Consider the following 20,407-nt stretch of genomic DNA (forward strand, 5'->3'; position numbering starts at 1 on the left):
ATGGGTTATTTTTTATTTAAATGTTTTTAAATAATGAAAACACATCTAAAAAAATAACAATAACGTTATGATATGATTCCATTGTAAAATTAAACACAATATTTTAACAAAAAACCAGTTTAACGCTCGCTTAACAATGTTTAACATCTTATTAGTAATTCAAAATTGTAAGATCTAAGATGATTAAAATTAAGTTAGGTATACGAAAGAATATCTTTCAATCGTTATTTCTTTGTTTTATCTTTGTATCTTATTATTCACATACATGAACCTTACATTTTATAAATATCAAGGAACGGGAAATGATTTTGTTATGATTGACAATCGTACCAACTTCTTCCCCAAAAATAATACCAAACTCATTGCATTTTTATGTGATAGAAGATTTGGAATAGGTGCAGACGGATTAATTTTATTAGAGAATCATGAACACTACGATTTTAAAATGGTGTATTATAATTCGGATGGAAATGAGAGTAGTATGTGCGGGAATGGTGGAAGATGTCTCGTAGCTTTTGCCAAGCAATTGAATATTATTTGGGATAAAGCTGATTTCGAAGCTATTGATGGTTACCATTATGCGACTATTGATGAAATTAATAAAGTCTCTTTGCAAATGAAAGATGTAGATGAATTACAAGTGTTTGAGAATTATACGTTTTTAAACACAGGTTCACCGCATCATGTGGAAGCCGTTACAGATTTAGCACAATTTGATGTAAAAACTATTGGTGCTCAAATTCGATATTCCGATTTGTATGGAAAAGCAGGTAGCAATGTTAATTTTGTAGAACAAATTGACAGTGACAAATTTGCAGTACGTACTTATGAAAGAGGAGTAGAGGATGAAACATTATCTTGTGGCACTGGAGTAACTGCAGTAGCAATTGCAATGTATCATAATCAGTTTACCAATTCTAATAAAGTAAATTTGAAAGTAGAAGGTGGTGATTTAGAAGTGAATTTTGAAGCAAATAACGGAAAATATACACATGTTTTTTTAACAGGTCCAGCAAAATATGTTTTTGAAGGAACCATCGAAATCGAAGCTATATAGTGATTACTTTAAAAGGACAACATATCTATTTAAGAGCATTAGAACCTGAAGATTTAGAGTTCGTTTATGCAATTGAAAACAATGAGGAAATTTGGGAAATTAGTAATACACAAACCCCTTATAGTAGGTTTTTAATTCGCCAATATCTTGAAAACGCACATCAAGATATTTATGAAGCCAAACAACTCAGATTAGCGATTTGTCTCTTGAAGTCTGATGTAGCTGTTGGGTTAATTGATTTGTTTGATTTTGATCCCAAAAATAATAGAGCGGGAATCGGTATTTTGATCCAAAAAGAAGAAGATAGAACCAAAGGAATCGGGACCGAAGCACTTCAATTAGTAATACAATATGCATTCCATCAATTGCAATTACATCAATTATATGCAAACATTGGTAATGAAAACTCACGTAGTTTGCAACTTTTTTCTAAATTTGGTTTTCAGAAAATCGGAATCAAGAAAGATTGGAATCTAAACAATGGGAAGTACCAAGATGAATATTTGTTTCAATTAATTAATTTTAAAAAATAGCCAATTGAATTTAAAAAAAATAGTTGCTTTTATAGCAGTAGCAGGAATTATAGTAGCAGGAATTGTAGCTTTTGTAATCTATAACAAGGCTTTTGTTCCGAATACAAAATTTACTCAAAATGAGGTGTACGTTTATATTCCAACGAATGCTTCTTACGAAGAAGTGAAAGATACGTTAAGTCATTATCTAGTAGATTTAGATAAATTTGACTTTATGGCTACCAATCGCAAATACAACCAAAATATAAAAGCAGGTCGTTTTTTATTGAAAAAAGGGATGTCTAATTTTGATGTGGTACGTGCCTTACGATTGAATGTGCCTGTTAAAGTAGCTTTTAATAATCAAGAAAGTATTGGAAATTTAGCTGGAAGATTAGCATCACAAACAGAACCAGATAGTTTGGATTTTGTAAAAGCCTTTACTGATCCAACATTTTTATCTGAAAATGAATTTACTGAAGAAACGGTTTTAGCCCTTTTTATTCCAGATACTTATGAGTTTTATTGGAATACATCTGCGGACAAAATAGCAGATAAAATGGCTAAATCCTATCGAAGATTTTGGAATAATGAAAGAAGGATGAAAGCAGCGGAGAAAAATCTTTCTCTTATACAAGTGGCTACATTGGCTTCTATCGTGCATAAAGAAACGGTTAAAGTAGAGGAAAGACCAAGAGTAGCGGGTGTTTATTTGAATAGATTGGCTACTGGAATGCCTTTGCAAGCGGATCCAACGATAATTTATGCCTTAAAAAAACGTTCAGGCGATTATAATCAAGTGATTAAAAGAGTCTTGTATGAAGATTTAAAAATAGATTCTCCTTACAATACCTATGTGAATGCAGGTTTGCCTCCAGCACCTATTACGATGCCAGATATTTCTGCTATAGATGCCGTCTTAAATGCAGAAAAACACGATTACTATTACTTTTGTGCCAGTCCTTCAAAACCAGGTTATCATGCTTTTGCTGCTAATTATGCACAACATCAAATCAATGCAAGAGAATACAGTCAATGGGTGAATAAATTAGGAATTAACCGATAGTTTTTGAAGCGATTCATCCCTACATATTTGGTTTCCTTTTTCCTGTTTTTTGTTGCAATCTTTTCTTATTTTAAACTAAATAAGAAAAGGATTTTCACGTCAACCAGGGCTAGTTGGGGTTTCATTTTCTTTTGGGTGAGTTTTTTTTCGTATTCGCAATCCCAACTCAATCTATTTTTAAAACCTTCGGATACTCTAAATTTCAATAGAAAAAAAGGTGTTTACATAGCAGAATCGGTTGTTTTAGGTGGTACGTTAATTGGGTTAAACCAATTATGGTATAAAGACTATCCCAAAAGTAATTTCCATTTTATAAATGATAATGAAGAGTGGCTTCAAATGGATAAATTGGGTCATATGTACTCATCCTATCATTTGGGTAGGATAGGAGCTGATGCTTTAGCTTGGAGTGGCGCTTCTCAAAAAGAACAATTGTTGTATGGTGCAACTTTGGGTTTAGGATTCTTAACTGTAGTGGAAGTTTTTGATGGTTTTTCTCAAGAATGGGGCGCTTCTTCAGGAGATATGATAGCCAATGTTACAGGAACCGCTTTATTTGTTTCTCAAGAATTACTTTGGAAAGAGCAACGAATCACACCTAAATTTTCTTTTCATCAAACCCGATATGCTGCTTTGCGGCCAGAAACTCTAGGAAACGGATTGCAAGAAGAAATACTAAAAGATTATAACGGACAAACCTATTGGTTGTCTTTTAATTTGTATTCTTTTATTAAAAAAGAATACCTTCCTAAATGGTTCAATTTAGCTATCGGTTATGGTGGTGATGGAATGATTTTTGGAAATCAACAAGAAGCCTTGAATGCTAATTTTAATACTTCCATTTCGCGTCAATTTTATTTAAGTTTTGACGTTGATTTGACGAAAATTAAAACAAACTCCCATTTTTTAAAGACTGTTTTTTCTGTTTTTAACACGGTAAAAATTCCAGCTCCAACACTCCAAACTACTGATTTTAACGGATTTAAAATGCACTTCGTCTATTTTTAGAAAACTTTAACAGGCTCATAATCAATATTGTAAAATTTGTCGTATCTTTGCCCCCGGAAATTTCAGTGCTGTGACAGGGCCTGAGAAATTAAAATTTATGATAAAAAAAGGTTCGTATTTTTTTGGATTGACCATCCTAGTAGTATTAGTTTCATCGGGTTTTAATTCGTATGAAATTGAAAAAGTAGAAGGGTTTCATTTAGGAGAAAATGAGAAAATTTCTTACTCTGTTCCTAGTGAGAATGAAGATGAAATCGAAATCGAAAGCAGTTTAGTAGCTGTCCCTTACGTTGGAAAGACTTTTGTTGGTTTTAAACAAGCATTAGCTTTCAAAGAATCAAGAGGTATTTTAAACATGGTGAACTCATATGGGTACATGGGTAAATATCAATTTGGAAAAAGTACATTGCGTTCTGTAGGAGTTTATGACTTTGATGAGTTCTTAAGAAACCCAGAATTACAAGACAAAGCATTTAGAGCTTTAATTGCAAAAAACAAATGGGAGTTAAGAAAAGAGATTAAAAAATATAACGGAAAAGTTATAAACGGTGTTAAAATTACAGAATCTGGTTTAATTGCTGCTGCTCACCTAGGAGGTGCAGGTTCAGTAAAAAGATACTTAAGAAGCAATGGTCAAAGAGGTTTCAAAGATGGTTTTGGTACTTCACTAAGAAGTTACATTAAAAAATTTGGAGGTTATGATATTTCTCACATTGCCCCAAATAAAAATGCCAAAGCTAAAATTAGTTAGTTAATTACATTTTATGTACAATGAAAATGCAAGGTCGCTTATGTAAGTCGACCTTGTTTTTTTTCCACTCTGCTACAGTTCTCGTCTTGATAAATTCAGTAGGAAGAGTAATATCGCAAGCAATACATAAATGCGTATTAGGCTGTAATAGTTGTAATAAATCTTCCACTAATTTATTATTTCGGTAAGGAGTCTCAATAAAAAGTTGGGATTGATTTTTTTCTTGTGATAATCGTTCGAAGTGTTTTAGTTCGTTTTTCTTTTCATTAGCATCAATGGGTAAATAACCATTAAACGCAAAACTTTGGCCGTTCATGCCACTTGCCATTAAGGCTAATAAAATGGAACTGGGACCAACTAAGGGAACTACTTGAATTCCTTTTTCATGTGCTAGTTTTACAATAACAGCACCAGGATCAGCAATTCCAGGGCAACCCGATTCACTCAATAAACCTATGTTTTTTCCTTCTAATAAAGGTTTAATCATGGTATAATGTTCGGAAACTTCTGTATGTTTATTTAATAGTGAAAGTTTTAAATCGGATTGTTTTTTTTCGGGATGTATGCTTTTTATAAATCGACGTGCTGTTTTCTCATTTTCTACGATGTAGTCGTCTATAAAGTCGATACTTCTTTTGATGGTTTGAGGTAATACGTCTTCAGGTGTTACAGTCGTTTCACCTGGATTAGATAAGGTGCAAGGAATTAAATAGAGTTTTCCAAAAGAGGTTTTCATGGGTTACTTTATTTTTTTGGCAATGACATCGCATACTTTATCTAACATTTGATATACATTTTCAAACCCTTCTTCTCCACCATAATAAGGATCAGGTACTTCAACATTCTCATTGGGAAAAAGCTCATTTAAGATTAATTTTACTTTAGCTTTAGCTTCAGTATTAGGAGCTAATTGAAGGATATTTTTGTAATTTGACATATCCATTGCAAAAATATAATCAAATTGTTCGAAATGTTTTACTGTAAAATGTTGGGCTCTCTGGTCAGAAATATCAATTCCATATTTTTTAGCAATGGCAATAGAGCGTTTGTCAGGTAATTGCCCTACATGCCAATCTCCTGTTCCAGCTGAGTCTACTACAAATTGATCTTTAGGTAGTTTGCTTTTTAAAATACCTTCTGCCAATGGTGAACGACAGATATTTCCTAAACAAACCATTAAGATTTTTATAGCCATTTTTTATAAAGAAAGTTTTTTATTAATATCATCGACAAACTTTCTAAATTGTTTATCAGTTGTGACTAGATTATCAACTGTTTTACAGGCATGTAATACAGTAGCATGGTCTCTATCTCCAATTTGATTTCCAATATTAGCTAAAGAAGACTTGGTATATTTTTTTGCAAAAAACATCGCTAGCTGTCTAGCTTGTACTACATGTCTTTTTCTAGTTTTAGATTGAAGTGTTTCAATGTCTAATTGGAAATAATCGGATACGATTTTTTGAATGTAATCGATAGAAATTTCTCTTTTTACATTTTTTACAAACTTTTCAACTACTTGTTTTGCTAATTCAATAGTTACTTCGCGTTTGTTGAAAGAAGATTGAGCAATTAATGAAATGATAGCTCCCTCTAATTCTCTGACATTGCTTTTTATGTTTTTAGCAACATACTCAATAATTTCTTCAGGCATTTCAACACCATCTCTATATAAAATATTTTTTAATATAGAAATTCTTGTTTCGTAATCAGGTTGATGTAATTCAGCAGACAATCCCCATTTAAATCGGGAAAGCAAGCGTTGTTCAATATCTTGCATGTCTACCGGAGCTTTGTCAGAAGTTAAAATAACTTGTTTTCCGTTTTGATGCAGATGGTTGAATATGTGGAAGAATACATCTTGAGTTCCAGATTTTCCTGATAAAAATTGAACATCATCTATAATAAGAACGTCAATTAATTGGTAAAAATGGATGAAGTCATTTCTTGTGTTTTTCTTAACCGAATCGATATATTGCTGGGTAAAAATTTCAGCTGAAATATATAAAACTGTTTTTTCAGGGAATTTGTCTTTTATTTCAACACCAATAGCATGCGCTAGATGTGTTTTTCCTAATCCGACACCACCAAAAATCAATAATGGATTAAATGAAGTTCCGCCTGGTTTATTGGCTACAGCCATTCCTGCACTACGAGCCAATCGGTTGGAATCACCTTCTAAAAAATTATCAAAACTGTAATTTGCATTTAATTGCGAATCAATATTAATGTTTCTAATTCCAGGAATAATAAATGGATTTTTTAATTCTGGATTTTTTTGAACAATAGGAACATCAACTTCTTGCGTTTTTACAGCCTGACGATTGTTACTTGGAATTTGCTCTGTGAATGGAAGTTTGTTCCCGTAGGTATTTTCCATTTTAATTTTATAAAGCAATTTTGCGCTTTGTCCTAACTCTTTCGTAAGGGCAACTTTTAAAAGCTTTACATAGTGTTCTTCAAGCCATTCATAAAAAAACTTACTAGGTACTTGGATAGAAAGTGCGTTATCATTAAGGTCAACTGCCTGTATCGGTTCAAACCATGTTTTATAGGCTTGTTCCTGTATGTTATCTTTTATAAACAACAGACAATTTTTCCATACTGATTGCGCAGTTTTATCCATATATTTGTTTTTTTTTATAATTATTTAGCTTTTTATAGTAGTTGTCTTACAAAGATGAATGAGTTAATAGCTTTGTAAACGGGAGAACAAATATGTGAACAATTTTTGGTAAAAAAAAACAAAAACGCTATTGATTTTTAAAAAAAAATATTGTAAGCCTGTGAAGGGTTGCTTAACGTTAAATTAAGATGTATTTAATATGAGAGAATATCAGTTTGAAGTGCGTGTGAGATATGCTGAAACAGATCAAATGGGAGTGGTGTATCATGGGAATTATGCGCAATACTTTGAAATGGGGAGAGTAGAATGGCTAAGAAACTTAGGGGTTTCATATAAATGGATGGAAGAAAACGGGATTATGTTACCTGTTGTTTCTTTGCAAATGAATTATAAGAAACCAGCGCGTTATGATGATGTGTTAACCGTGAAAACCATCTTTAAAAGTCAAACCTCTGTTAAGATAGAATTTGATTATGAAATTTATAATGATAAGGAAGAGTTATTAACAACGGGATATTCAATGTTAGTATTTGTAAATATGAAAACAGGCAGGCCTACTTTGCCTCCCAATTATGTAAGTGAGAGAATAAAACAGCTATAGCTTTTTAAAGCGATATTTTTTTGCAATCTATTTCAAATAAAGACTCAAATAATTCTGTGATTTTTGTTTCGTTCTGTTTTCTTGTTGCAATTTCAATTTGACAGTTCATTTCCATTTTCTGAGAAATAATTTGTAATTGGTGTTCTTTAATCACACGCATTACTTTATTCATGTTTTTATAATCAAAGGTGATGAGAAAATGAATGTCAATCGTTTTCTCAACAATAGTTGCGTTTTCAAGAGCTAATTGAGCGGCTGTTTTGTATGCTGAAATCAAACCGCCAACGCCTAATTTAACCCCTCCGAAATAACGAACAACGACTATTAAAATATTGGTTACATCAAAAGATTGGATTTGACCATATATTGGAGCACCAGCACTGTTGTTGGGTTCTCCATCATCATTAGCGCGGTAATATTTGTTTTCTGTGCCAATTTGAAAAGCATAACACCAATGTCGGGCAGCGTGATGTTGTTTTTTTAGTTCACTGATGCGTTCTTTTATTTGTTCTTCATTGGTAACAGGAAAGGCATATCCGTAGAATTTACTATTTTTCTCTTTGAAAAGTACTTCTTCAGATGGAATTTCAATGGTTTTATAAGTGTCTGTGTTGGGTAAACTCATTTAGAAAGATACTAATACTAATGCCAGTATGGCTAATGCAATACCTACATAGTTTTGTTTTTTTAATTTTTCTTTGAATAAAAGAAGTCCGATTAATGTAGTAAGCAAAATTACGCCAATATTTATTAATGTGAACAAAGTTGCGCTTTGAATTTTTTCATTTTGCAAGGCACGGATTAAAAAATACATGGAAAAATAATTGGGAATACCTAAAGCAATGCCTCCAATTAGGTTTTTAAATTGAAATTCAAATTGGTTTTTATAATGTTGATAAGTGAAAACCAAACAACCTACTAAAAAAGCACTTAGAAAGGTGAAAGATGAAAATAAACTAGTATCTTCAGTTGGTACTTTTGTTTTTTGAATAAAATGAATGCTGGTGTCGATAATTCCAGAACCAAAAAACAATAATATGGGGAAGGTAAAGTTTGAATTTTCAATAGTAGTTGTGTTCTTTTTAGTTGTGAAATAAACGGCAAACAAGGCTATCCCAATTCCTATAGCCTTTAAAAAACCAATGCTTTCTTTAAAGAATAGAAGTCCGAATAAAACAGGTATTATCAAGGACATTTTACTAGCTACAGAGGCTACAGAAACGCCATTGAGTTGCGAAGTTTTTCCCATAGTAAAAAAAATAGCAATGAAAAGACTTCCAAGATATATGCAATATACTAACCATGGCTTTTGTAGTGTTGTTGTTATGGAAAAGGGTTGCTCGGTCGTATATATGCCTACTAAAAAAGCTACGATGTAATTGCAAACAATAGCTTGGAACGTGTTAATATTGTATTTGGAAAAATACTTAAATACAATGAATAAAAGTACGGAGAAAAAAATAGCCCAAAAAAGAGAAATCATTAGATGTTTTTTATAAATTCTAATAAGGATGTAACATCTTCTGTTTTTGGGTTAAGGTGCCAAGTTTGTAAGCCAGCTTTTTTTGCGCCTTCAATATTTTCTAATTTATCATCTACAAAAAGCGTTTTTTTTGGAACCAAATTATGATTGCCAATAATATATTTATACGTGTTTTCGTCTGGTTTTCTTTTGCCTATTTCAAATGAAAAATAGACTTTTTCAAAACAACCATAGAAATCGCGAGCAAAAGACTGTCCTACTTTGTGTTCAAATTTATCTATATGAGTGGAATCGGTGTTGCTGAGCAAGAACAAGCGATATTTGGAAGAGATCATTTGAAGGAATTCTAATCGATACAAAGGAAAGTCTAATAATAAAGCATTCCAGGCTTCTCTTATAGTAACTAAATCAGCATTGTGTGTATGTTTTTGAAGGCCTTCAATAAAAGCTAATTCGTCTATTTTGCCTACTTCATAGTTTTTATTTAATACATCTAAATCGGAATTCCATTCCTTTATACCTAGTTGCTCTAAAGCCCTCTCTGTAGCACCATAATCTAAATTGATGAAAACATCACCAAAATCAAAAATAATTGTATCAATCATAATTTCTGAATAATTTAAGTGTATCGTCCATTATGCTAATTGTTTCTAAAGCTGTTGAATTAAGAATCGGGGCTTTAATTCCTGAATTCAGTTTTTGATTGCTTTTAAAAACACGAGCTTCGTCCCATAAATTTAAATCTATAAAGGATTGCAAGGTTTGACTGCCTCCTTCAATAATTATAGATTGAATTTCTTTTTTGTGCAAACGATTTGTTAAAATTAATAAAAAATCAGTATTAAAAACAATATTTTCGTAAATAATATTTTCATTTTTTGTTAAAATATCATTTTCTGTAAAGATGATAGTTTTTACAGTATTGTCTTTAACTGCATAATTATCAGTTATTTTATTGGATTTATCTAATACGATTCGGATGGGATTATTCCCTTTAAAATCTCGTGCATTTAACTTTGGATTGTCCTCTAAAACAGTGGTTGTTCCTACTAAAATACCTTGTTCTTCTGTTCTCCATTTATGAACCATTTGTCTAGAATAAGGATTGGTTATCCAAACGGGTCTTAATGCAGTGTGTTCTTTTGTTCTTAAAGAACGATCTGGAGCAATAAAACCACCTTTACTTTCCGCCCACTTTAAAATAATATACGGTCTCTTTTTTTGATGAAAAGTAAAAAAGCGTTTGTTTAATTCGTTGCACTCTTTTTGCAAAACACCTACTATAACTTCACAATTGTTCTCACGAAGTTTTTTAATCCCATTTCCTGCTACTTTTGCAAAAGGATCAATGGTTCCAACAACAACTTTCGGAATGTTATGGGTAATAATTAAATCGGAACAAGGTGGTGTTTTTCCAAAATGACTGCAAGGCTCTAAACTAACATAAATAGTCGCTTTGGAAAGCAAAGATTTATCTTTTACCGATTGAATGGCATGTACTTCAGCATGTGCTTCTCCTGCTTTTCTGTGCCAACCTTCACCAATAATTCTATCGTTATATACAATTACACTACCCACAAGTGGATTAGGATACGTGGTTCCTAATCCATTTTTGGCCAGCTGGATACATCGCTTCATGTAAAACTCATGTGTATTCATCTTACAAATGTAGTATTTTTAATATATATTTTAGAATCAATTTGTGGCAAATTATGTACTTTTACCACTCAAAATCGTAGATATGCTTCTTAGAAAAATCGAACCTAAAGATAATGCACAAATAGCTAAAGTTATTCGTGATGTTTTTGATGAATTAGATGCTCCAAAAGTAGGAACTGCTTATGCGGATCCTATTTTAGATACTTTGTTTGAAGTGTATCAGCAACCTAGAAGTGTTTATTATGTAGTTGAAAATGAAGGTGTGGTTTTGGGAGGTTGTGGTATTGCTCCTTTAGAAAATGGAGCAACTCATATTTGCGAATTGCAAAAAATGTATTTCGCACCTGAAATTAGAGGTACAGGTATGGCTAAAAAAATGATTGAAAGCTGCTTGAAATTTGCCAAAGAAAATGATTTTACACTTTGTTACTTGGAAACCTTGTCTTTTATGAAAGCAGCTCAAAAATTATATGCTAATTTAGGATTTAAAGCTATCGATGCTCCTTTAGGTTGTACAGGTCATAGTAGTTGTGAAGTTTGGATGACCAAAGAGTTGCAATAATTGAAATTAAGAAAAATGCTTTTAAAAGATTATAAAAAAAAATTCATTGCAAATCTTGAACCTTTGTTTGATCCAATGGAATCTGAAAGTTTCTTTTTTCTGATTCTAGACTATTTGCATCAGATGAAAAGAGTAGATTTAGCTTTACAACCTGATTTTGAAATTTTGGATACCGAACTCTTTAAATGGAATGAAATACTTTCCCAATTAAAAAAAGAAAAACCAATCCAATATATTTTAGGGGAAACCGAATTTTATGGTTTGCGTTTTTTGGTCAATGAAAACACCTTAATTCCAAGACCTGAAACGGAAGAATTGGTGCAATGGATTATCGAATCGCAAAATAAATCTTCTCAAGAAATCACTATTTTAGACATAGGAACGGGTTCTGGTTGTATACCCATTACAATAAAGAAAAATCTATCGAATGCAAACGTTAGTGCGATAGATGTTTCTAAAGAAGCACTTTTGGTTGCGGAAAGAAATGCTCTTTTAAATGAAGTTACGGTTCATTTTATACATCAAGATATCTTACAAACCGAAGCTTTGGAAACCTTTTACAATGTTATCGTATCCAATCCTCCATATGTGCGAGAACTTGAAAAAGAAGAAATCAAGAAAAATGTATTGGATTACGAACCTCATCTGGCATTGTTTGTAACCAATGAAGATGCATTGCTTTTTTATCGAAAAATTGCACAATTAGCCAAACATAGTTTAGTACCAAACGGACATTTGTTTTTTGAAATCAATCAATATCTAGGCTCGGAAACCGTTAGCTTATTGCAAGACTTAGGATTTCAAAACGTTACATTGAAAAAAGATATTTACGGAAACGACCGAATGATTCGTTGTACGTTGTAATTATTATTCGTAACGAAGTGCTTCAACCGGATCTAGTTTAGAGGCTTTAATTGCTGGATATAAACCTGAAATAATAGTTACAATTAAAGTAGTAATAAAAGCAGCAAACATCGCTAGCCAAGGAATTACAAAGGAAAACCCAAATAATAAAGCTAATACAGTTCCTAATATGATTCCAAAAATAATTCCTAAAATGCCTCCAATTTGACTGATAATAAAAGTTTCTGTGAAGAATTGCCATGCAATTGTACTTCTTTTAGCACCAAGTGATTTTCGAATACCAATTTCTCGAGTACGTTCACTTACCGATACTAACATAATATTCATCAAGGCGATGGTGGAACCAAATACCGTAATGGCACCAATTATCACCGCAACTAAATTAATAACTGCTAAATTTGAGCCTAACGTTTGAATTAAATCATCACTTCGTTCAATACCAAAATTATTTTTTTGAATAGGATTCAAGCGTCTAATTAATCGCATGGTTAAGGTCGCATTGTCAACCGCTTCATCCAGTAACGCTTCGTTATGTACTTTTACATCTAAATCATAGTTGATGTTAGGTGCAGAAAAAATGGAACGCGCAATTTGATTGGGAATTAAAACACGTAAATCTTGACTGTTTCCAAAGGTTGAACCTTTTTCCTTTAGTACACCTATGACTTTAAATTTAGCACCACGAATAGAAATTGTTTTATCTAAAGGATTTTTATCTTTAAACAATCCTTTTTCAAAATCAGAACCTAAAATACAGACATAATTGTTGTTGGAAACATCAAAAGAGTTGAAATTTCTTCCTTTAACCACTTCTAATCCTTTATTCGGACAAAAGTTCTCATCCACACCTACAATGTTAATTTCTGGATCGGTTTTGTCTCCTTGATACTTCACTTCAATACTACTGGCAGCGGTAAAAGACAAAGAAGTAGTAGTGTAAGGAAAATTAAATTTATCTTTAAAGGCTTTGGCTTGTGGATAACTAATAATAGGATTCACTTTTTGATCAGCATCGTTACGATTAATTTGAGCTGAAAAATCATACCGACTTATGGAAAACGTATTGGCTCCCATAGAAGCAAAATTGCCAAATAAATTTTTCTCTAAGGCTTTCGTTAAGGTTAAAATACCTACCAAAAAGGTAATTCCTAACATAATAATGAAAACCGTTAACGATGTACGCAAAGCTTGACCCTTTATCGAATCGATTGCTATTCTTGTATTTTCTCTAAATAATCCTATCATAACGTCTATTAGACTTTAGAATACAAATTTTGTTACATAAAAATGTAGAATTTAGAATTTAGAATTTAGAAAAACGATAAAAAGAGTAATTTTATAATTCAAAAAAATAAAATTTTTAAATGAGCGAAAAAGATTTAAAAACAAGAACAAAATCTTTTACATTATCTATTCTTGATATTGTTGAAGAAATAACACCTACTATTTCTTCTAAAGTTATTATTTATCAAATTTCTAAATCAGGAACTTCATTAGGTGCTAATTATCGTGCATCTTGTAGAGCAAGAAGTGATAAAGAGTTCTTGTCAAAAATGAATATTGTTTTAGAAGAAACTGATGAAACTTTATTTTGGCTTGAAATTATACAAGAAAGAAATTTAATAAAAAATGATAAAATCAAAAAAGCAATACTTGAAGCCAATGAATTAGTTTCTATATTTGTAACCATTATTAAAAACACTAGAAAAAGAATAGAAAATGAGAATCAAAAAAAAGTCTGAATGGATAATTTATACTACTCATTTTCTAAATTCTAAATTCTAAATTCTAAATTTAAAATGGCTCAAAAACCAAGTATACCAAAGGGAACACGCGATTTTTCTCCTATTGAAGTCGCAAAACGCAATTATATTTTCAGTACGATAAAAACCAATTTCGAAAAATTTGGATTTCAACCTATTGAAACGCCTTCTTTTGAAAATTCGGAAACCTTAATGGGAAAATATGGTGAAGAAGGCGATCGCTTGATTTTTAAAATATTAAATTCAGGAAATTATTTTTTTAGTAAGAATAAAATTGAATTACCTGCAAAAATTGTTGAACTTCAACATAAATCAGCGGAAGATATTTCTACAGAGGAGCTTATCGAATTAAATAAATTTACAAGTAAAATATCTGAAAAAGCATTACGTTACGATTTAACAGTTCCTTTTGCACGTTATGTGGTCCAACACCAAAACGAAATTGAATTTCCCTTTAAAAGATATCAAATTCAACCCGTTTGGAGAGCAGATCGTCCTCAAAAAGGTCGTTTTAGAGAGTTTTATCAATGTGATGCGGATGTGGTGGGTTCTAATTCGCTTTGGCAAGAAGTAGAATTGGTACAATTATACGACTCTGTTTTTAGTCAATTAGGAGTAAACGGTGTAACTATTAAAATCAATAACCGTAAGATATTGTCAGGAATTGCTGAAGTTATAGGTGCTTCTGATAAACTAATCGATTTTACAGTTGCTTTGGATAAATTGGATAAAATTGGAGAAGAAGGTGTTAAAAAAGAAATGCTAGAAAAAGGAATCGCTGAAGAAGCAATTTTAAAAGTGCAACCTTTATTTAGTTTTACAGGAACCATTGTTGAAAAAATAGAAAAGTTAGCGCAATTGCTGGCTACTTCAGAAGAAGGAATGAAAGGAGTGGAAGAGTTGCAATTCATTTGTGAAAATGTAAATGAAATTGGTTTACAAACCGCTCAGTTAGATTTAGATGTTACTTTAGCACGCGGTTTAAATTATTATACAGGAGCTATTTTTGAAGTGGCAGCTCCCAAAGGTGTGGCTATGGGTTCCATTGGAGGTGGTGGTCGATATGACGACTTAACCGGTATTTTTGGTTTGAAAAACATGAGTGGTGTAGGGATTTCGTTTGGTTTAGACCGAATCGCGTTGGTAATTGAAGAATTAAACGTATTTCCAGAAACTGTTACTGCAACTTCTAAAGCCTTATTCTTAAACTTTGGATTAGAAGAAGCCAAATATGCCATGAAAGCTATTGCAAAATTAAGACAAGAAGGGATTAAGGTGGAAATGTATCCAGATGCAACAAAAATTGGAAAACAGTTTCAACATGCGGATAAAAGAGGCATTCCATTTGCTGTTTTAGTTGGGGAAGAAGAAATGAAAAATAAGCAATACGGAGTTAAAAATTTAGCTACTGGTGACCAACAAAAATTGTCTTTTGAGGAATTGGTTAACCTATTAAAAGAGAATAAATAATCCTTATTGTGAAATAGTTATTTTGTAAGTAATATTACATTTCATTTGGTTCAAAATTGTTACTTTTGGGCTTCAATAAAAAAATAGATCATGTCAGATACAATAGAAAAAGTAAAATGTTTAATTATAGGTTCGGGTCCAGCAGGATATACTGCTGCTATTTATGCGGCTAGAGCCAATATGTTTCCGGTTTTGTACCAAGGTCAGCAACCAGGTGGACAATTGACTACTACAAATGAAGTGGAAAATTTTCCAGGTTACCCAAATGGAATCACAGGTCCGGAAATGATGATAGAATTACAAGAACAAGCCAAACGCTTTGGAACTGATATTAGAGACGGTTGGGCAACTAAAGTAGATTTTTCTGGAGCGATTCATAAAGTTTGGATTAATGATACGATTGAAATTCATGCAGAAACCGTTATTATTTCAACCGGTGCTACTGCAAAATATTTAGGCTTACCTTCAGAACAAAAATATTTACAATTAGGTGGTGGTGTTTCTGCTTGTGCGGTTTGTGATGGATTTTTCTATAGAAATCAAGAAGTAGTTATTGTTGGAGCAGGAGATAGCGCTTGTGAAGAGGCGCATTATTTGTCTAACATTTGTAAAAAAGTGACGATGTTAGTTAGAAGTGACCAATTTAGAGCATCTAAGATTATGGAAGCTCGTGTTAGAAATACACCTAATATTGAAATTCTAATGCATACCGAAACAGAAGAAGTTTTAGGTGACGGACAAGTAGTTACTGGTGTGAAAGCTAAAAACAGAGCAACTGGCGAAGTAATAGAAATTCCTGCAACAGGATTTTTTGTGGCGATTGGTCATAAACCCAACACCGATATTTTTGCTGATTATTTAGATTTAGATGAAACCGGATATATCAAAAATATTCCAGGTACAGCTAAAACGAATGTTGCAGGTGTTTTTGTAGGTGGTGACGCTGCGGATCATGTCTATAGACAAGCGATTACAGCTGCTGGAACAGGATGCATGGCTGCGTTAGACGCAGAACGTTATTTGGCTGCTAAGCATTAAATTAGAAAAAAAATATACTATCAAAAAAGTCATTCGCGAGAATGACTTTTTTGATTTAGGAGGAATAATGATTATTTCTCTTTCTTATATAAGGTAGTCGTATTCGTAAATTTTCTAATTTCAATTTTAGGTTCTCCATATAACTCTACTTGGGTTTTCCCAGAAGCAGATAAGGCAATTTCATTGGCAGCGTTTACTTCACATTTCGCATAATTTTCCACCGTTAAATCAATGGTTCCAACTGTAAATTTCTTTGCTGTTAAAAGCGCGTTATTATCTAATCTAATTTTTGCATTGGCTGCGTCACCTTCAATAGTAGCCTCTGCTTTTTCATACATGTCTATTTTTATTTCTGGTGAAGCGATTAAGGCTTTTAATTCGGTACTTTTGCTTAATTCTAAAACGGTATTTTTAGCTTTGATGTTTAATTCCGCTTCAGATTTGTCATTTAAAATAAGTTTAAACGAATTGGAATTAACATTTAAATAAGAAGCTGAATTATCAAAATTTTGAATGGTAATACTGTCTAATTGTAAGGCATTCAATGCATGCAGTTTGGCGTCGTTTTTTACGGTGATAAGTTTGAGGTCTGAAGCATAATTTACGCGTAAATCGAATTTTTTGGCACTACTAACGGTTTTTAAAGTAGTTACTCGTAGTGTGTTTCCTGTAACAACAAAATTCACAACATCGTGTAAATTGTCATCTGCTTCAATTTCTATGGATGGAGTGTCTGCTTTAACCAAATAGATTTCTACATTGTCTTCTACTTCAATATTGACAAAATTTTCAACTTCTTTAATCGTGTGGGTAATAATTTTAGAACCTTTAATTTTATCTTTCTTTTGAGCAAAAATAGTAGAGAAAGTAAATAATACTACAAGTAAAAAAGCTATTTTCTTCATGTTATATAATGTGATTTGATGGGTTAAGTTATACAATAATCATTCCAAAAAGGGATTCTGAAAAAAGTATAACATAGAGCAAATATAAAAAAAAACATCAGTGATTAGCTGATGTTTGTTAAAGTTATTATTTTGAAGAAACATTACCTCCGGAACTTTCATCTTTAATTAAAGAAGAAGGTTTGGTTACAAAATGAATACTGCTTCCGCTTGAAGCATCTGCTTTGAGTTCATTAGTAACATTTACATTCGTAGAACTCCCACTGGACGAACTAGATTGACCATTTTCTGCAATCAAATTTTCTAAATCTATGGTGCTACCACTTGAAGATTCTGTGGTAATTGATTTAGCACTTCCTTTAGCAATAATGGAACTACCGCTGCTACTTTCACAGGATAGATAATTGCTTTTTACAGTAATATCTATGACACTTCCACTGCTCGATTCTAATTCTAAATTATCAAAGTCTAATGTTTTTTCACTGTTTATACTTGCGCCACTGGAAGAGGATATTTTGTTTAAATTAGGAGCGCAAACATATATTTTTTTAGCTTTGAAATTTAAAATATTAGCATCGGAATGTATAATTAATTCGCCATCTTTTACTTCTGTAAAAATATGATCTAGTAAATTTTCATCAGCTTCTACCTTAATACTTACATTATTATCCTGTCTTATAATTACATCTAAACCAGTTTGTGCTTTTACAGCTTGGAAAGGTGTGTCTACGGTTCTACTTACTTCAACAATATTTCCATTTCCTGATATAGTTTCTCGATTCCAATTGGAATTCATACATGATTGTAATAACAAAAAGGTAAGCGCAATTACAAACAATTTTGTTATTTGAATAATTAATTTAGTCATGACAAGTTGTTTATTAGTTATTGATTTTTTATTCAGCTTCAATTCGTAGTTTATCATCAGTAACATCAATATTTATTTCTTTGTTGTTTACTCGAATTGACATTTTTTCTACTGTATCTCCATCTTCATCATCACTTTCATCCTCATTATCTTCTTCAGGACAATTGGTACAGATAGTTTTATTTCCTTCTACTTGATAGATATATTGGTCTGAATCATAATGTAAATTAAAGAAATCATTGTCTGATCTATCGTAGTCTTGAATGCTCTCATCAGGCTTTACATACGTTCCATTTGGTAAATAGATATAGATATTTACTTCCTGATCTCTAAATTTGTTCCCAAATGCGGTTGTGAAATAATTATCTAAAGTAATTCTATTCCCTTGAATATCAAAATTATATCTTATTTTTTCTGATCGACTGGTTGCCTCTTTATGCGATTTTCCTGTTGCAGAACGTTCTACTTGTAAGAAAGGTTGATTTTCTTCTGTTTTAAGAAAATGAACTCTAACTTTTGTAGAATAGATAATTTCTTTGTTATTTTCATCATGGGTGTATTTGTGGTTTTCTCTTTCGTACAAACTTTTTGCGTAATAGTTGTTGTATTGCATTCTTACAAAAAGCGTATCGGTTGGTTGTATGAAAATTTGTTCTTTTTTTACCGATTTACCTTCAAAACCTACAGCAGTTGCTTGTTGAATTCCTAAATAAGTAATTCCAATAAGCGCTACAATCCAAATAGCTAATAAAGAATATTTAAAGTTGTTACCAAGAGATTTCATGTTGGTTACCAAAAGTTTAATTCCTAATACTAATAAGAAAAACAATGGAATACCAGCAGCAAATAATAATAACAAACCTTGTATCCACATTGGAACATCAAAATCTAAAGGAGTATGAAAATTATTAAAGATATAAGAATTCGGTAATGATGATGAAAATATCATAAAAATAGACCCAATAAGTATCCCTAACAAAGCCATAGCTGAGAAAAAGATGATGAATAATCCAATTACTTTCGAGATGATTTTAAAAAAGCTTAGGAATAAATCACTAAGTGTTGCACCAATTTGATTAGCTCCAGATCGAGCAGAATTTGCTATTTTTTGATGATCAATGTTGTTGATTTTATCACTAATGTCATTGATTCCTTCCTTGACTTTTTTTTCAATATTAGAAATTGTAATCGGTTCACCTCTCATTTCTAATTTCTGAGAGGTGGTGATTGCTTCAGGTACAATTACCCATAATAATAAGTAGATTAATATTGGGCTACCAACACCCGCAACAACGATTAATACAATTCCTAAACGAATCCATAATGGATCAATGTTAAAATAATGTCCGAAACCAGAAGCGACACCTCCTAAAATGGCATTGTCTTTATCTCTGTATAACCGTTTGTTTCTTCCCGTTTTAGCACTTGATGTATACGATCTTTCATTACTATAAGAAGTTTCTTCATCAATTTTGTAATCTTCAGGTTGCCCCATGATGGCGATAACCTCATCTATTTCGGAAAGTGTAATTACTTGTTTTTCATTTTTTATTCTTTCCTGAAAAAGTTCAGCAATTCTACTTTCAATATCTTTTATGATTTCATCTCTTCCTTCTGGTGAAAGCGATCTTTTTACCGCATCAAAATAACGTGATAATTTTTGATACGCATCTTCATCTATATGAAAAAAGAAACCTCCTAAATTTATACTAATTGTTTTGTTCATGACTCTTAATTTTGGCTAGTTTGTGTTATTATATTCACTGCATCAGATAATTCTGTCCAGGTACTATTTAATTCATTTAAAAATTCTTTTCCTAATTCGGTTAGGCCATAATATTTTCTTGGTGGTCCCGATGTGGATTCTTCCCAACGATAATTTAATAATCCATCGTTTTTTAATCTAGTTAATAGAGGATATACAGTTCCTTCAACTACTAGTAATTTTGCATTTTTTAGAGTCTCTAGAATTTCAGAAGTATACGCATCATTTTCTTTTAAGACAGAAAGGATACAGAACTCTAAAACACCTTTTCTCATCTGAGCTTTTGTGTTTTCAATATTCATAATTCATTTTGTTTTTTGATTAAACTGTTCATTTTTTGATTTTTTAATTCCTCATTTTTTTGAGTAATTGATTGATTGATTGATTGATTGATTGTGATTTGATGATT

Annotated in this window: 23 protein-coding genes; 11 read left to right on the forward strand and 12 right to left on the reverse strand. The window is 31.8% G+C overall.

From position 1 onward, the window contains the following. Window positions 1–265 precede the first annotated feature (265 nt). From dapF to NHF47_RS07870, 5 genes are all read left to right on the forward strand, one after another. Window positions 266–1,057, forward strand: coding sequence for a diaminopimelate epimerase (gene dapF / locus NHF47_RS07850; protein WP_252764394.1), 792 nt, complete (start codon window positions 266–268; stop codon window positions 1,055–1,057). Next, complete coding sequence (locus NHF47_RS07855; RefSeq protein ID WP_252764395.1) at window positions 1,057–1,590, forward strand: GNAT family N-acetyltransferase; 534 nt, start codon at window positions 1,057–1,059, stop codon at window positions 1,588–1,590. The genes dapF and NHF47_RS07855 overlap by 1 nt, the downstream gene beginning before the upstream one ends. 4 nt (window positions 1,591–1,594) lie before the next feature. After that, window positions 1,595–2,635 (forward strand): endolytic transglycosylase MltG, encoded by a 1,041-nt coding sequence (mltG, locus tag NHF47_RS07860; RefSeq protein ID WP_252764396.1) that lies wholly within the window; start codon window positions 1,595–1,597, stop codon window positions 2,633–2,635. A gap of 135 nt (window positions 2,636–2,770) precedes the next feature. Beyond that, complete coding sequence (locus NHF47_RS07865; protein ID WP_252764397.1) at window positions 2,771–3,643, forward strand: DUF2279 domain-containing protein; 873 nt, start codon at window positions 2,771–2,773, stop codon at window positions 3,641–3,643. A gap of 97 nt (window positions 3,644–3,740) precedes the next feature. Next, window positions 3,741–4,394 (forward strand): lytic transglycosylase domain-containing protein, encoded by a 654-nt coding sequence (locus NHF47_RS07870; protein ID WP_252764398.1) that lies wholly within the window; start codon window positions 3,741–3,743, stop codon window positions 4,392–4,394. A 4-nt stretch (window positions 4,395–4,398) separates the two neighbouring features. Here NHF47_RS07870 and NHF47_RS07875 read toward each other — a convergent pair whose 3' ends face one another. Genes NHF47_RS07875 through dnaA form a run of 3 tightly spaced genes read right to left on the reverse strand, consistent with a single transcriptional unit; the run spans window position 4,399 to window position 7,020 of the window. After that, window positions 4,399–5,130: an SAM-dependent methyltransferase gene (locus NHF47_RS07875; RefSeq protein WP_252764399.1), complete on the reverse strand. Its 732-nt coding sequence runs from the start codon at window positions 5,128–5,130 to the stop codon at window positions 4,399–4,401. 3 nt (window positions 5,131–5,133) lie between these two features. Continuing rightward, entirely contained in the window at window positions 5,134–5,589 is a 456-nt protein-coding gene (locus tag NHF47_RS07880; protein WP_252764400.1) for a low molecular weight protein-tyrosine-phosphatase, read from the reverse strand. Between the two features lie 3 nt (window positions 5,590–5,592). Next, entirely contained in the window at window positions 5,593–7,020 is a 1,428-nt protein-coding gene (dnaA, locus tag NHF47_RS07885) for a chromosomal replication initiator protein DnaA (RefSeq protein ID WP_140998809.1), read from the reverse strand. A gap of 199 nt (window positions 7,021–7,219) precedes the next feature. Here dnaA and NHF47_RS07890 point away from each other — a divergent pair, with 199 nt between their 5' ends. Further along, complete coding sequence (locus NHF47_RS07890) at window positions 7,220–7,621, forward strand: thioesterase family protein (RefSeq protein ID WP_252764401.1); 402 nt, start codon at window positions 7,220–7,222, stop codon at window positions 7,619–7,621. Between the two features lie 4 nt (window positions 7,622–7,625). Here the strand turns inward: NHF47_RS07890 and NHF47_RS07895 are convergent, their stop codons facing one another. Genes NHF47_RS07895 through ribD form a run of 4 tightly spaced genes read right to left on the reverse strand, consistent with a single transcriptional unit; the run spans window position 7,626 to window position 10,763 of the window. Then, a complete protein-coding gene (locus NHF47_RS07895) occupies window positions 7,626–8,246 on the reverse strand; it encodes a YigZ family protein (protein WP_252764402.1) in 621 nt (206 codons plus the stop codon). Continuing rightward, window positions 8,247–9,104 carry an EamA family transporter gene (locus NHF47_RS07900; RefSeq protein ID WP_252764403.1) on the reverse strand — a complete coding sequence of 286 codons (858 nt, stop codon included), beginning with the start codon at window positions 9,102–9,104 and terminating at the stop codon, window positions 8,247–8,249. Further along, a complete protein-coding gene (locus NHF47_RS07905; protein ID WP_252764404.1) occupies window positions 9,104–9,709 on the reverse strand; it encodes an HAD family phosphatase in 606 nt (201 codons plus the stop codon). Before NHF47_RS07905 ends, NHF47_RS07900 begins: the two co-directional genes overlap by 1 nt. Further along, a complete protein-coding gene (gene ribD / locus NHF47_RS07910) occupies window positions 9,702–10,763 on the reverse strand; it encodes a bifunctional diaminohydroxyphosphoribosylaminopyrimidine deaminase/5-amino-6-(5-phosphoribosylamino)uracil reductase RibD (RefSeq protein WP_252764405.1) in 1,062 nt (353 codons plus the stop codon). Before ribD ends, NHF47_RS07905 begins: the two co-directional genes overlap by 8 nt. An 82-nt stretch (window positions 10,764–10,845) precedes the next feature. Here ribD and NHF47_RS07915 point away from each other — a divergent pair, with 82 nt between their 5' ends. Both NHF47_RS07915 and prmC read left to right on the forward strand, forming a co-directional pair. Then, window positions 10,846–11,325, forward strand: a complete 480-nt coding sequence (locus tag NHF47_RS07915; RefSeq protein WP_252764406.1) for a GNAT family N-acetyltransferase — start codon at window positions 10,846–10,848, stop codon at window positions 11,323–11,325. Window positions 11,326–11,340: 15 nt separating this feature from the next. Then, the gene (gene prmC, locus NHF47_RS07920; protein ID WP_252764407.1) at window positions 11,341–12,189 is read left to right on the forward strand and encodes a peptide chain release factor N(5)-glutamine methyltransferase; all 849 of its coding nucleotides are present in this window, start codon (window positions 11,341–11,343) and stop codon (window positions 12,187–12,189) included. Window positions 12,190–12,192: 3 nt separating this feature from the next. Here the strand turns inward: prmC and NHF47_RS07925 are convergent, their stop codons facing one another. Then, window positions 12,193–13,434, reverse strand: coding sequence for an ABC transporter permease (locus NHF47_RS07925; protein ID WP_252764408.1), 1,242 nt, complete (start codon window positions 13,432–13,434; stop codon window positions 12,193–12,195). Between the two features lie 119 nt (window positions 13,435–13,553). Between NHF47_RS07925 and NHF47_RS07930 the strand changes: the two genes are divergently transcribed. From NHF47_RS07930 to trxB, 3 genes are all read left to right on the forward strand, one after another. Then, window positions 13,554–13,931 carry a four helix bundle protein gene (locus NHF47_RS07930; RefSeq protein WP_252764409.1) on the forward strand — a complete coding sequence of 126 codons (378 nt, stop codon included), beginning with the start codon at window positions 13,554–13,556 and terminating at the stop codon, window positions 13,929–13,931. A gap of 57 nt (window positions 13,932–13,988) precedes the next feature. Then, the gene (gene hisS, locus NHF47_RS07935; protein WP_252764410.1) at window positions 13,989–15,422 is read left to right on the forward strand and encodes a histidine--tRNA ligase; all 1,434 of its coding nucleotides are present in this window, start codon (window positions 13,989–13,991) and stop codon (window positions 15,420–15,422) included. 90 nt (window positions 15,423–15,512) lie between these two features. After that, window positions 15,513–16,460, forward strand: coding sequence for a thioredoxin-disulfide reductase (gene trxB, locus NHF47_RS07940; protein ID WP_252764411.1), 948 nt, complete (start codon window positions 15,513–15,515; stop codon window positions 16,458–16,460). A 71-nt stretch (window positions 16,461–16,531) separates the two neighbouring features. On the opposite strand, the gene NHF47_RS07945 is transcribed toward trxB, so the two are convergent. From NHF47_RS07945 to NHF47_RS07960, 4 genes are all read right to left on the reverse strand, one after another. Then, entirely contained in the window at window positions 16,532–17,365 is an 834-nt protein-coding gene (locus NHF47_RS07945; protein WP_252764412.1) for a GIN domain-containing protein, read from the reverse strand. A gap of 127 nt (window positions 17,366–17,492) precedes the next feature. Then, window positions 17,493–18,233 carry a head GIN domain-containing protein gene (locus NHF47_RS07950; protein WP_252764413.1) on the reverse strand — a complete coding sequence of 247 codons (741 nt, stop codon included), beginning with the start codon at window positions 18,231–18,233 and terminating at the stop codon, window positions 17,493–17,495. A 28-nt stretch (window positions 18,234–18,261) separates the two neighbouring features. Further along, window positions 18,262–19,959 (reverse strand): PspC domain-containing protein, encoded by a 1,698-nt coding sequence (locus NHF47_RS07955; protein ID WP_252764414.1) that lies wholly within the window; start codon window positions 19,957–19,959, stop codon window positions 18,262–18,264. A 5-nt stretch (window positions 19,960–19,964) separates the two neighbouring features. Next, window positions 19,965–20,300 carry a PadR family transcriptional regulator gene (locus NHF47_RS07960; RefSeq protein ID WP_140998826.1) on the reverse strand — a complete coding sequence of 112 codons (336 nt, stop codon included), beginning with the start codon at window positions 20,298–20,300 and terminating at the stop codon, window positions 19,965–19,967. Window positions 20,301–20,407: the final 107 nt, after the last annotated feature.

The organism is Flavobacterium sp. NRK F7 (assembly GCF_024054195.1).
In the GTDB taxonomy this organism is placed as follows: Bacteria; Bacteroidota; Bacteroidia; order Flavobacteriales; family Flavobacteriaceae; genus Flavobacterium.